The sequence below is a fragment of the Oceanobacillus sojae genome (assembly GCF_007991515.1).
Lineage (GTDB): Bacteria > Bacillota > Bacilli > Bacillales > Amphibacillaceae > Oceanobacillus > Oceanobacillus sojae.
This window is the reverse complement of the sequence record NZ_BJYM01000004.1, coordinates 156,602-168,598: the sequence shown is the minus strand read 5'-3', so window position 1 is coordinate 168,598 and position 11,997 is coordinate 156,602. Positions and strand designations below refer to the sequence as shown.

At 37.4% G+C, this 11,997-nt stretch carries 12 protein-coding genes; all 12 read left to right on the top strand.

The genetic code is table 11. The features are described from left to right. Positions 1 to 5: 5 nt before the first annotated feature. The 12 genes from sucC to fliE all read left to right on the top strand — a co-directional run bounded on the left by sucC (position 6) and on the right by fliE (position 11,989). Positions 6 to 1,166, top strand: coding sequence for an ADP-forming succinate--CoA ligase subunit beta (sucC, locus tag OSO01_RS06155; protein WP_147209560.1), 1,161 nt, complete (start codon positions 6 to 8; stop codon positions 1,164 to 1,166). Positions 1,167 to 1,227: 61 nt separating this feature from the next. Continuing rightward, positions 1,228 to 2,130, top strand: a complete 903-nt coding sequence (gene sucD / locus OSO01_RS06150) for a succinate--CoA ligase subunit alpha (protein ID WP_147209559.1) — start codon at positions 1,228 to 1,230, stop codon at positions 2,128 to 2,130. Positions 2,131 to 2,249: 119 nt separating this feature from the next. Beyond that, positions 2,250 to 3,137 carry a DNA-processing protein DprA gene (gene dprA, locus OSO01_RS06145; protein ID WP_246145066.1) on the top strand — a complete coding sequence of 296 codons (888 nt, stop codon included), beginning with the start codon at positions 2,250 to 2,252 and terminating at the stop codon, positions 3,135 to 3,137. 432 nt (positions 3,138 to 3,569) lie between these two features. Continuing rightward, positions 3,570 to 5,648, top strand: a complete 2,079-nt coding sequence (gene topA / locus OSO01_RS06140; RefSeq protein WP_147209558.1) for a type I DNA topoisomerase — start codon at positions 3,570 to 3,572, stop codon at positions 5,646 to 5,648. A 479-nt stretch (positions 5,649 to 6,127) separates the two neighbouring features. Beyond that, on the top strand, positions 6,128 to 7,093 hold the full coding sequence (xerC, locus tag OSO01_RS06135) for a tyrosine recombinase XerC (protein WP_147209678.1): 966 nt from the start codon (positions 6,128 to 6,130) through the stop codon (positions 7,091 to 7,093). 6 nt (positions 7,094 to 7,099) lie between these two features. Continuing rightward, entirely contained in the window at positions 7,100 to 7,222 is a 123-nt protein-coding gene (locus tag OSO01_RS23910; RefSeq protein ID WP_281289825.1) for a hypothetical protein, read from the top strand. A 20-nt stretch (positions 7,223 to 7,242) separates the two neighbouring features. Beyond that, positions 7,243 to 7,788 (top strand): ATP-dependent protease subunit HslV, encoded by a 546-nt coding sequence (hslV, locus tag OSO01_RS06130; RefSeq protein WP_147209557.1) that lies wholly within the window; start codon positions 7,243 to 7,245, stop codon positions 7,786 to 7,788. 161 nt (positions 7,789 to 7,949) lie between these two features. Continuing rightward, complete coding sequence (gene hslU, locus OSO01_RS06125) at positions 7,950 to 9,347, top strand: ATP-dependent protease ATPase subunit HslU (protein WP_147209556.1); 1,398 nt, start codon at positions 7,950 to 7,952, stop codon at positions 9,345 to 9,347. A 29-nt stretch (positions 9,348 to 9,376) separates the two neighbouring features. Continuing rightward, a complete protein-coding gene (gene codY, locus OSO01_RS06120; RefSeq protein WP_077601158.1) occupies positions 9,377 to 10,156 on the top strand; it encodes a GTP-sensing pleiotropic transcriptional regulator CodY in 780 nt (259 codons plus the stop codon). Positions 10,157 to 10,815: 659 nt separating this feature from the next. Continuing rightward, positions 10,816 to 11,208 carry a flagellar basal body rod protein FlgB gene (gene flgB, locus OSO01_RS06115; RefSeq protein ID WP_147209555.1) on the top strand — a complete coding sequence of 131 codons (393 nt, stop codon included), beginning with the start codon at positions 10,816 to 10,818 and terminating at the stop codon, positions 11,206 to 11,208. A gap of 2 nt (positions 11,209 to 11,210) precedes the next feature. Beyond that, complete coding sequence (gene flgC, locus OSO01_RS06110; protein WP_147209554.1) at positions 11,211 to 11,666, top strand: flagellar basal body rod protein FlgC; 456 nt, start codon at positions 11,211 to 11,213, stop codon at positions 11,664 to 11,666. Between the two features lie 20 nt (positions 11,667 to 11,686). Further along, positions 11,687 to 11,989, top strand: a complete 303-nt coding sequence (fliE, locus tag OSO01_RS06105) for a flagellar hook-basal body complex protein FliE (RefSeq protein ID WP_147209553.1) — start codon at positions 11,687 to 11,689, stop codon at positions 11,987 to 11,989. Positions 11,990 to 11,997: the final 8 nt, after the last annotated feature.

The following is an 11,997-nucleotide window of genomic DNA, read 5'->3' as shown; positions in this document are numbered from 1 at the left end:
GGAAGATGAACATTCATGAGTACCAAGGTAAGCAAGTTTTACGAGAATTTGGTGTAAAAGTTCCGAACGGTCATGTTGCCTATTCAGTTGACGAAGCTGTAGAAGCTGCAGAAAAGCTTGGCTCACCTGTAACCGTTGTCAAAGCGCAAATCCATGCAGGTGGACGTGGAAAAGCTGGCGGTGTAAAGGTTGCAAAGAGCCTGGAGGAAGTTCGTACATATGCGGATGAAATTTTAGGAAAGACACTTGTAACACATCAAAACGGTCCTGACGGTACAGAAGTAAAACGTTTACTTATTGAAGAAGGCTGTGATATTCAAAAAGAATATTATGTAGGGGTAGTACTGGATCGGGCAACATCCAGGGTTGTTATGATGGCGTCTGAAGAAGGCGGCACAGAAATTGAAGAGGTAGCAGAAGCAACACCTGAAAAAATCTTCAAAGAAGTGATTGACCCTGTTGTCGGTTTAGCACCTTATCAAGCTAGAAGACTAGCATTTAATATTAATATTCCGAATGAATTACTAGGGAAAGCAGTTAAATTTATGACAGCACTTTATGAAGCTTTTGTTGCAAAGGATTGCTCTATCGCTGAAATCAATCCACTGGTAACAACAGGTGATAATGAAGTGCTTGCTTTAGATGCAAAATTAAACTTTGATGATAATGCGCTGTACCGTCATCCAGATATAGCGGAATTACGTGACTTAGGCGAAGAAGATGAGAAGGAAATTCAAGCATCTAAATATGACTTGAGCTATGTTTCATTAGATGGAAATATTGGATGTATGGTAAATGGTGCCGGTTTAGCAATGTCTACAATGGACATTATTAAACACTATGGCGGGGATCCGGCTAACTTCCTTGATGTGGGGGGCGGTGCTACAGCTGAAAAAGTAACAGAAGCATTTAAAATCATTCTTTCAGACAAAAATGTAAAAGGAATTTTTGTAAACATTTTTGGCGGAATTATGAAATGTGATGTTATTGCTGAAGGTGTTGTAGAAGCAACCAAACAAATTGGCTTAACCATTCCATTAGTTGTTCGTTTAGAAGGTACAAACGTAGAACGCGGAAAGCAAATTTTAGACGAGTCAGGTCTGAATATTACTTCTGCAGCTTCTATGGCAGACGGCGCAGAAAAGATTGTTGCTGCAGTGAAATAAAGTAGTTACCGTATGATTACTTACAAATAAAGGACGTATAATAGGAAAGGGCGGACTTAGAATGAGTGTTTATATTAATAAAGATACAAAAGTAATAGTCCAAGGGATTACAGGTGGAACTGCACGTTTCCATACAAAGCAAATGTTAGAATATGGTACAAAAATTGTTGGTGGTGTTACTCCTAAAAAAGCAGGTACTGAAGTAGAAGGAGTTCCTGTTTTTAATACAGTTGAAGATGCTGTAAAAGCTACTGGAGCAACTGCATCTGTTATCTATGTACCAGCACCTTTTGCTGCAGATGCAATTATTGAAGCAACAGATGCGGAGCTTGATTTAGTTATCTGTATTACAGAACATATCCCAGTAATGGACATGGTTAAAGTAAAACGTTATATGGAAGGCAAGAAAACACGCCTTGTCGGACCTAACTGCCCAGGTGTTATTACCGCTGATGAAACAAAAATTGGAATTATGCCTGGATATATCCATAAAAAAGGTCATATCGGTGTTGTTTCCCGCTCTGGTACATTAACATATGAAGCAGTTCATCAACTAACAGAATCTGGTTATGGACAAACGACAGCAGTTGGTATCGGCGGTGATCCCGTTAACGGAACCAACTTCATTGATGTGTTGAAGGAATTTAATAATGATCCTGAAACAGAAGCTGTTATTATGATTGGTGAAATTGGCGGTACAGCTGAAGAAGAAGCTGCTGAATGGGTCAAAGCTAATATGACAAAACCAGTAGTCGGATTTATAGGTGGTGTTACAGCACCTCCAGGAAAACGTATGGGTCATGCCGGTGCGATTATCTCTGGAGGAAAAGGTACAGCTGATGAAAAAATCCGTGTTATGGAGTCCTGCGGGATTAAAGTAGCAGCTACACCTTCTGTAATGGGAGAAACAATGATTGAAGCATTAAAAGAAAATGGTTTGGAAGAAAAATGTAAAACGCACTAAGCCTGTTATAGTATGCTTTAAAGAAGCCTGTCAGAATATGAAGCTTCTATCTTACTGTTAGGATAGAAGCAAAATTCTGTCCAGGCTTCTCATTTTAGGTGAAAGGGGAATTATATGCATTGAATAATCATATTGATCGACTAGACTTCATTCATCTCAGCCGGTGCCGTTACGCTACCCGGGCTTTTATTCGAAAATGGCTTGAAATAGATTCTGATTTAAAAAAGATTTATCAAATTTCCTCTCAAGAATTGTCAAAAATTATTCAAATTCCTCAGAAAAAAGCACAAATCCTCTTGAAAGACCTTCATAATAACGTACTAAAAAAGAAGATTTTGGCAGAAATAAGAGATTTTCATATCATCACTTTAGTTGACGAATATTATCCCAGTATGTTAAATACAATTAAAGACGCGCCGCTAGTTTTATATGGAGCAGGAAATCCCGGTCTTTTAAAAAAACAGCCGACACTTAGTGTTATTGGTACAAGAAATCCATCTAATGAAGCTTTTAGAAAGCTTAAGTTTACAGTAACTCCTCTTATAGACAATAAATGGGTTATTGTCAGCGGGATGGCCCGGGGAATTGATAGTATGGCACATCGCTTGACGTTAGAGCGGGGAGGAAATACGATTGCTGTTTTGGGCAGCGGATTTCATTCAATATATCCACGAGAGCATATTCCTCTGTACCAACAAATAGCAAGAGAAGGGCTGGTTCTATCAGAGTATCCTCCTGACCAGCCACCTCAAAAATATCATTTTCCAGAAAGAAATCGGATTATAAGCGGTTTGACAATGGGGACTTTAGTTATTGAGGCAATGAAGAAGAGCGGAACAATGATTACTGTTGACCAAGCTCTGGATCAAGGAAGAGATGTGTTCGCTGTACCGGGTAATCCATTTTTAAAACAGTCCACAGGTTGTAATGAGCTTATTCAAAATGGCGCAAAATTAATCCAATCTGCCGAGGATATTTACACAGAGTGGAATTATTTTCATAAATAAAGAAAGTATTGACTTTTTTCATAAATTTATCTTCAGGCTAGAGATGCAGCTGTCTAGCTCCAAGCGCCAAAACTAGGGAGCTAACACGTAAGCGCCCTATGATAAAGAAGACTTGGCGATGAGCAAGCCGTCAGGCGCAGACAGAGCCTTAGTCAAACTTATGCCCTGAGGGTGAATGTCATCATCAGTTCGAGGTGAAGGAAAGCCGACTAAACCCGGGCTAAAGACTAACGTCGGCATACCCCTAAAGGGGCATGATTCCTTTATCTCAGTAGTGTCGCTCCACGCTCCAATCTCTGCGTTTTTAAACGGGTGCTCTGCGCATTTCTTGAATTATTCAATAAATAGTGTTTGACAAAATCGTATTCTATCTATAATATTAGGAGCGATTTCTATTCGTAAATTGTCAACCTCATTATGGGAGGAACGTACATGTCAGATTATCTTGTTATCGTTGAATCGCCAGCAAAAGCGAAGACGATTGAACGGTATTTAGGAAAAAAATATACAGTAAAGGCTTCCATGGGGCATATTCGTGATTTGCCAAAAAGCCAAATGGGAGTAGATGTAGAAGAAAATTATAAACCAAAGTATATTACTATCCGAGGAAAAGGAGATATACTTAAAGACCTAAGAAAATCAGCAAAAAAAGCAAAAAAAATATATCTTGCAGCCGATCCGGATCGTGAAGGAGAAGCGATTGCATGGCATTTAGCGCATATTCTTGATGTTGATGAGAATTCAAAATGCCGCGTGGTGTTTAATGAAATTACGAAGGACGCCATTAAAGAATCCTTTAAGCATCCCCGTCCAATAGATTTAGACTTAGTTGATGCACAGCAGGCGCGCCGTATCCTTGACCGGTTAGTAGGTTATAACATCAGTCCTATATTATGGAAGAAAGTAAAAAAAGGATTGAGTGCAGGACGTGTGCAGTCTGTTGCTTTAAAAATGATTATTGATCGAGAAAAAGAAATTGAGAATTTCAAACCTGAAGAATATTGGTCCATTGATGCGGTATTTGCAAAAGGAAATGAAACGTTTGAAGGATCTTTTTATGGTGTTGATGGTAAGAAAACAAAGCTTAAAACAAAAGAAGATGTTGATGAAATTAAGAAGAAGCTGAATGGGAAAGAGTTTACGGTTAACAGTGTGAACAAGAAGGAAAGAAAACGAAATCCTGCACTTCCATTTACTACTTCATCACTTCAACAGGAAGCAGCAAGAAAACTTAACTTCCGGGCGAAGAAAACAATGATGATCGCTCAACAATTATATGAAGGAATTGACCTGGGCCGTTCTTCCGGCGGAATTACAGGCTTAATCACATATATGCGTACCGACTCCACACGAATTTCAGATGGAGCTAAAGAAGAAGTTAAAGGCTATATCAAAGAGAATTATGGAGAAAGTTTTCTTGGCAAACAGGGCCCTGCCAAAAATAAGAGTGGCGCCCAGGATGCCCATGAAGCAATTCGTCCGACATCGACCTTACGTGACCCAAAAGAATTAAGGAATATTTTATCAAGAGACCAACTTAGACTGTATAAGTTGATTTGGGAACGTTTTGTTGCCAGTCAAATGGCTCCGGCAGTAATGGATACAATGACGGTGCACTTGTTAAATAACGGAGTAGAGTTTCGTGCAACCGGTTCAAAAATAAAGTTTAAAGGCTTTATGAAGGTCTATGTAGAAGGAAATGACGACAATAAAAAAGTAGAAGATAAAATATTACCTGAGCTGGAGGAAGGTATAAAGGTTGAATCCAAAGAAGTGAAACCGAATCAGCATTTTACTCAGCCGCCTCCACGCTACACAGATGCAAGGCTGGTAAAAACAATGGAAGAAATGGGCATAGGCCGCCCATCTACTTATGCTCCGACTCTTGATACAATTCAACGCAGAGGTTATGTATCTATTGATAATAAACGGTTTATTCCTACTGAACTGGGTACTATTGTCTGTGAGCTTGTGGAAGAATTTTTCCCGGAAGTTATTGATGCAGAATTTACTGCAAAAATGGAGACAGATTTAGACTCTATAGAAGAAGGGAAAACAGCCTGGATTCAAATTATTGATGCATTTTATCAAGACTTCAGCAAACGGCTTGAAAAAGCAGACGCTGAAATGGAGAAGGTAGAAATACGTGACGAGCCTGCTGGTATCACTTGTGAGGAATGCGGTCACGAAATGGTGTATAAAATGGGACGATACGGCAAATTCCTGGCATGTTCCAATTTCCCTGATTGCAGAAACACAAAGCCTATTTTAAAGAAAATCGGTGTCACCTGTCCGAAGTGTCATAAAGGTGAAGTAGTAGAAAGAAAATCAAAGAAAAAAAGAACATTCTATGGCTGTGATCAATTCCCGGAATGTGATTTTGTCTCATGGGATAAACCTATCGCCAGAAGCTGTCCGAAATGTGACTCCATGCTTGTTGAAAAGAAAAGTAAAAAAGAAACGCAGGTTCAATGCTCGAATTGTGAATATAAGGAAGTTGCACAGAAATAGCTGATTATTTAATTAGCTATTTTTGTTGTGAGTGGAAAATATGGATTTGAAGATAACAATCTAGTTTCAAAGGTAATAACAAATATAAGAACATTAAAGTTGACTTAAAATACATTTGTTATTATAATCACTAGTTGGTAAGGTAATTACCTTTACAGAAGATAAACGATATGCCAAATGAAAATATTACCTTCAATTATTTGAACAGTTATTCATATCCCTTAACTTTAGAGAGATTCTTATACTATAGCGGGTGATTCTCTTCAATCATTTCACAGATAAATAAGGCAGAGGGGATATATATAACTTTTAATTACCTGGTTACCTGTTTCTTCATTTCATTGAATTTTCTTAAACGTAAGCACCTTTCAGAATTTTATTACAATTTCGTTAAATTCATTGCATTCTAATATGGATTATGCTATGCTTTATCCGTTATACGATGATGAGGTGAATTCTTTGTGAAATTAAAAGCATATATGGATCAATTTATAGAGTATTTACAAATTGAAAAAAATGCCTCACCGTATACTGTGCAATATTATCGGAGCGATTTAGAAACATTCGAAGCTTTTATGCAAAGAGAAGGCATAAATGATTTAAGAGAAGTAAGTTATCGGGAAGTTCGGATATTTCTCACAGAATTATATGATGCTGCATTAAGCAGAAGGTCTGTTTCCAGAAAAATATCTTCGTTAAGAAGTTTTTACCGTTTTTTAGAACGGGAAAACCTCGTTCTGGAGAATCCGTTTAAACAGCTCACTTTGCCTAAAGCAGAAAAGCCTGTACCTGGTTTTTTATATGAAGAAGAATTGGAGAATCTTTTTTGTGTGAGTGATTTGACGTCGGACCTGGGACAGCGTGATCAGGCGCTGCTGGAGGTTTTGTATGGAACCGGAATCCGTGTCAGCGAATGTCAGCAGCTGCAGCTGAAGGATATTGATTTTTCAATAGGAACTATTTTTGTCAAAGGAAAAGGACGTAAAGAGCGTTATGTTCCTTTTGGCAGTTTTGCAGCAGCTGCTTTAGAAAAGTATTTGATTAATGGAAGAGAAAATTTACTGAATAAATCAAATAACATGACAGAGAATGTATTTCTAAATGCAAGAGGAAATCCGATAACAACAAGAGGTATTCGTACTGTTTTAAATAAAATAGTAGAAAAAGCTTCTTTAAATATTCAAATACATCCCCATAAACTCAGACATACATTTGCAACACATATGCTGAATGAGGGGGCCGATTTAAGGTCAGTACAGGAATTGTTAGGGCATGAAAGTTTATCCTCTACACAAATATATACACATGTTTCTAAAGAGCATTTGAAGAAGGCTTATATGAAAAGCCATCCGCGCGCAAGTGAGAATCTAAAGCGAAGAGCGCCCGTTCAGCAACGTACGAACTGGACTGAGGCGCAGGAGATAAAGGAAACACGACGACGGTAGGAGTCGATGTTGACGTATCGTACGGAGCTGAGGGAAGTTGCGGTAGTTGTTGGGCACTCGGAGCTGGATGCGGCTATTCTCGAAACAGAAATAAATTCTGCAAAAATTGTATTCTTACTTTACTATTAAAAATTAGATGAGGTGGATATATGGATTCCCAAATGCACGCCACAACTATATTTGCAGTGCAGCATAATGGAAAGTGTGCAATGAGCGGTGACGGTCAGGTTACACTGGGTAATGCCGTTATTATGAAGCATACTGCAAAAAAGGTAAGGACTTTGTATAATGGTAAAGTTCTGGCAGGTTTTGCCGGTTCTGTTGCAGATGCTTTCACGTTGTTTGAGAAATTTGAAAATAAGTTACAGGCTTTTAATGGTAATTTGACAAGAGCAGCTGTTGAGTTGGCACAAGAATGGCGTTCTGATAAAGTTCTTAGAAAACTGGAGGCTATGCTGATAGTAATGAATAGAGAGAATATGTACCTTGTATCCGGTACAGGTGAAGTTATCGAACCGGATGACGGTATTTTAGCTATTGGTTCTGGAGGCAATTATGCGTTAAGTGCCGGCAGAGCGTTGCTTCAAAAAGCACCTCAGCTGTCTGCTGCTGAAATTGCACAGACAGCATTAGAAATTGCAGGAGATATTTGTGTGTTTACCAATGATCAGATTACATTAAAGGTGTTAGAATAAAACTATAAATAAGTGTTCAAAAACAGATCAGCAAAAAAGATTAAAGCTTATCATTTGGGGTTACGAATATTTTCCTAAATGATAAGCTGCTGATTTTTTGGACTTTTCTTTAAAGTGATTGCATGCTTTTAATGAGGTCTTGATAAAGGAGGATACTTTTGATGACGGCAAACTTAACGCCAAAGCAAATTGTGACTCAGTTAGATCGATATATAATAGGGCAGAAGCAGGCCAAGAAATCTGTGGCTGTAGCTCTTAGAAATCGTTATAGACGCATGAAGCTGGATGAAGATTTTCAAGATGAGGTTGTGCCCAAAAATATTTTAATGATTGGTCCGACAGGTGTAGGAAAGACTGAAATTGCAAGACGTCTTGCAAAACTGGTAGGTGCCCCATTTATTAAGGTAGAAGCTACAAAGTTTACCGAAGTTGGTTATGTCGGCAGAGATGTTGAATCAATGGTTCGTGATTTAGTTGAAAAGGCTGTTCGAATGGTTAAAGAAGAAAAGATGGAAGATGTTATGGACTTAGCAGTACAAGAAGCGAATCAAAAGCTTATAAAATTGCTCGTCCCTCAAACAAAATCAAAAAATTCTGCGAAAAACCCCTTTGAAATGCTGTTTCAAGCTTCTGGTTCAGAAGAAGATCAAGAGGATGATACTTCTAATGAAGAATCAGAAATTAAATCAAAGAGAAAGCGGATAGCTCATCAATTAGCTTTAGGCGAGTTGGAAGACCATTATGTTTCTGTTGAAATCGAAGAAATTCCACCTTCTATGTTTGACATGCTGCAAGGATCGGGAATGGAACAAATGGGGATGAATATGCAGGATGCTTTCGGTCAGTTTATGCCCAAGAAGAAAAAGAAACGCAAATTGACGGTTTCAGAGGCGAGAAAAGTGCTGACCCGTCAAGAGGCACAAAAGCTTGTCGACATGGATGAGGTCACCCAGGAAGCCATTAAACGTTCTGAGCGGACAGGTATCATTTTCATTGATGAGATTGATAAAGTGGCTGGAAAACAGGAAGGCTCTGCGAATGTTTCCAGAGAAGGTGTACAAAGAGATATTCTGCCGATTGTGGAAGGATCAACAATTGTCACCAAACATGGAACACTAAAAACAGATCATATCCTGTTTATCGCAGCAGGAGCTTTTCACATGTCTAAGCCATCTGATTTGATTCCTGAACTGCAAGGCAGATTTCCGATTCGTGTAGAGCTAGAAAAGCTTACAATCAATGAATTTAAGCAAATTTTAACAGAGCCTTCCAATGCTTTATTAAAACAATATAAGAAAATGCTAGAAACAGAAGGTATAAAACTTAAATTTACGGACGAAGCTATAGAAAGACTTGCGCAAATTGCTTTTGATGTAAATCAGAATACAGATAACATTGGAGCACGCAGATTGCACACTATCTTAGAAAAATTATTAGAAGACCTATCCTATGAAGCTCCTGATATTTCAATGACAGAAGTTGAAATTACCGGAGGGTATGTTAATGATAAGCTTTCGACTATTGCTCAAAACAAGGATCTCAGTCAATTTATACTATAATTTAAAATTCTAAAATGGAGGAATATCAAATGGATTTATTAACTAGAGCAAGAAAAATTAATGCAATGTTACAAACAGCAACAGGGAAGTCGGTAAACTTTAATGAAATGTCAGCGTCATTACGTGACGTGATTCGCGGGAATGTCTATATTGTCAGCCGACGCGGAAAATTATTAGGTGTCGCAGTAAATCAAGAGGTAGAAAATGATCGTATGAAATCAATGCTTGAAGAGAAGCAATTTCCTGCAGAATATACAGAAGGATTACAGGAAATCCGCGAGACTACTGCAAACCTTGATATTGACAATAAGCACACAGTGTTTCCTGTTGAAAATAAAGAATTATTTAAAGATGGCTACACTACAATCGTCCCAATTATCGGTGGTGGAGAACGTCTTGGCACATTAATCATTGGCCGCGTAAATGAAACATTTAATGATGATGATTTATTATTGGCTGAATATGGCGCAACTGTAGTAGGTATGGAAATTCTTCATGAGAAAACAGAAGAAATTGAAATGGAAGCTCGAAGCAAAGCTGTTGTACAAATGGCAATTAGCTCTCTGTCTTATAGTGAACTAGAAGCAATTGATCATATTTTTGAAGAATTAAACGGAAAAGAAGGCTTATTAGTTGCAAGTAAGATTGCTGACCGTGTAGGGATTACACGCTCTGTAATTGTTAATGCACTACGTAAGCTGGAAAGTGCAGGAGTTATTGAATCCCGCTCTCTGGGTATGAAAGGAACTTATATTAAAGTATTAAATGATAAGTTCTTAGTAGAACTGGAAAAAATCCGTACACGCTAAATAAACTGTTAAAAAGCAGTGGAGGAATATTCTCCCACTGCTTTTTTTGTGTGAGAAAATGATTGGAAAAGTTTCAAAATCGTTCTTCTGTAAAGATCTATGATGAATAAATCAGATTTAATTATGATTTTCGGGTATCACTGCAACAGGTTATGAGGAGAAAAGTAAGGGCTGTTTCAAAGGAGAACTTAACGCAGTGCAGTAAAATTCTTAATGTAAAACATTTAAGAAAAAGTGAAAATGGAAGCTTTCTAATGTGTAATAAGAAATAAATATATATTTATAGTAAATTAGATTTAAATATAATTTAAAATGAGTATATTGAATTCCTAAGCAAGAAAGGGTAAAATGAAAAAAGAGGTCTAATTACCTGTTTTTTGATCGAAATTTGATATATAGCTTTATTTTAATTAAAAAGTCTTGTTCATTTATGCTGGAAAAAGTGAGGTTAATTTTATTTTCTGTATTATTTTGTAATAATTTGTTACAAAATATCAAGAAGTTGGGTGTTTTGTTCTAGTCCAAACGATTCATTTTGATATTTGTCAAGAATTATGTAGAAATTGCATAGACTTTATCAATCACTTAATTTAAAATTAATTCGTATAATGAATATCTTTTATGGGTGTTAATGTTAAAAAAGAAGGTGTGAAATACAAATGGATTTATTTAGTGGAACTATTAGCCAGTTAGAAAATTCGATACAGTATGCTTCTGCAAAGAATAATGCTATTTCCAATAACATTTCAAATGCAGATACACCGAATTATAAAGCTGAAAAAGTAAGCTTTAGATCTGCTTTAGAAAATGAACTGGGTGCTCTTCAAGCAAAAAAAACTAATGAACGTCATTTGAGCTTTAATGATGGAGAAAATAAAGCTTTTCGTATTGTAAAAGATTCATCAACTACATATAATCATAACGGTAATAATGTCGATATTGATAAAGAAATGTCAGAACTGGCTAAAAATCAAATCTATTATAATAGTCTTATTGATCGTATGAATGGGAAATTCAGCAGTTTACAATCAGTTATCCGAGGAGGAAATTAAAATTGTCTATCTTTCAGTCGATGAATACCAGCGCAAGCGGACTAACATCTCAAAGACTGCGCATGGATTTAGTATCTTCCAATTTGGCAAATGTGCAGACAACCCGGGCTACACAGAATGCAGACGGGGAATTCGAGCCATATCGTCGGAAAATGGCTACCTTTGGTACGGGACAGCCTTCATTTAAGCAAATGTTAAAATACGCTGAAGGTGGCAATAACTCTGGTGATGGTGTGAGAGCTACAGGGATTGTCGAGGATCAGACGCCATTTGAGCTTGTATATAATCCGGAGCATCCAGATGCAAATGAGGATGGCTATGTAGAGATGCCCAATGTGGATCCTTTAAAAGAAATGGTTGATATGATGAGCGCTTCCCGTTCTTATGAAGCAAACGTGACAGCTTTCAATGCCAGTAAAGGAATGCTGATGAAAGCATTAGAAATAGGAAAAAACTAAAATAAAGGTGGTATAGTGGAATGAATATAGCTGGAACTAATTTTCCTTCTTTGAATGAAATTGGAAATGATCAACCTTCGCGTATAACTCCAAACGAAGTACAAAGTAATTTCTCCTCCATGTTAAAAAGTGCTATAGAGGATTTAAATCATATTCAATTAGAATCGGACAAGCAGACAGAAGGATTAGCAAATGGTAATGTGGAGAACCTTCACGATGTAATGATCTCAGCTCAAAAAGCAAGTATTACACTGGAAACTGGAGTACAGGTACAGAGAAAAGTAATTGACGCATACAACGAAATTATGCGAATGCAGGTGTAAAGATAATT

Bases quoted from the DNA above. Each gene is read 5' to 3' on its own strand.
- sucC (WP_147209560.1), top strand. From the start codon at position 6: ATGAACATTCATGAGTACCAAGGTAAGCAAGTTTTACGAGAATTTGGT.
- sucD (WP_147209559.1), top strand. From the start codon at position 1,228: ATGAGTGTTTATATTAATAAAGATACAAAAGTAATAGTCCAAGGGATT.
- topA (WP_147209558.1), top strand. From the start codon at position 3,570: ATGTCAGATTATCTTGTTATCGTTGAATCGCCAGCAAAAGCGAAGACG.
- xerC (WP_147209678.1), top strand. From the start codon at position 6,128: ATGGATCAATTTATAGAGTATTTACAAATTGAAAAAAATGCCTCACCG.
- OSO01_RS23910 (WP_281289825.1), top strand. From the start codon at position 7,100: ATGTTGACGTATCGTACGGAGCTGAGGGAAGTTGCGGTAGTTGTTGGG.
- hslV (WP_147209557.1), top strand. From the start codon at position 7,243: ATGGATTCCCAAATGCACGCCACAACTATATTTGCAGTGCAGCATAAT.
- hslU (WP_147209556.1), top strand. From the start codon at position 7,950: ATGACGGCAAACTTAACGCCAAAGCAAATTGTGACTCAGTTAGATCGA.
- codY (WP_077601158.1), top strand. From the start codon at position 9,377: ATGGATTTATTAACTAGAGCAAGAAAAATTAATGCAATGTTACAAACA.
- flgB (WP_147209555.1), top strand. From the start codon at position 10,816: ATGGATTTATTTAGTGGAACTATTAGCCAGTTAGAAAATTCGATACAG.
- fliE (WP_147209553.1), top strand. From the start codon at position 11,687: ATGAATATAGCTGGAACTAATTTTCCTTCTTTGAATGAAATTGGAAAT.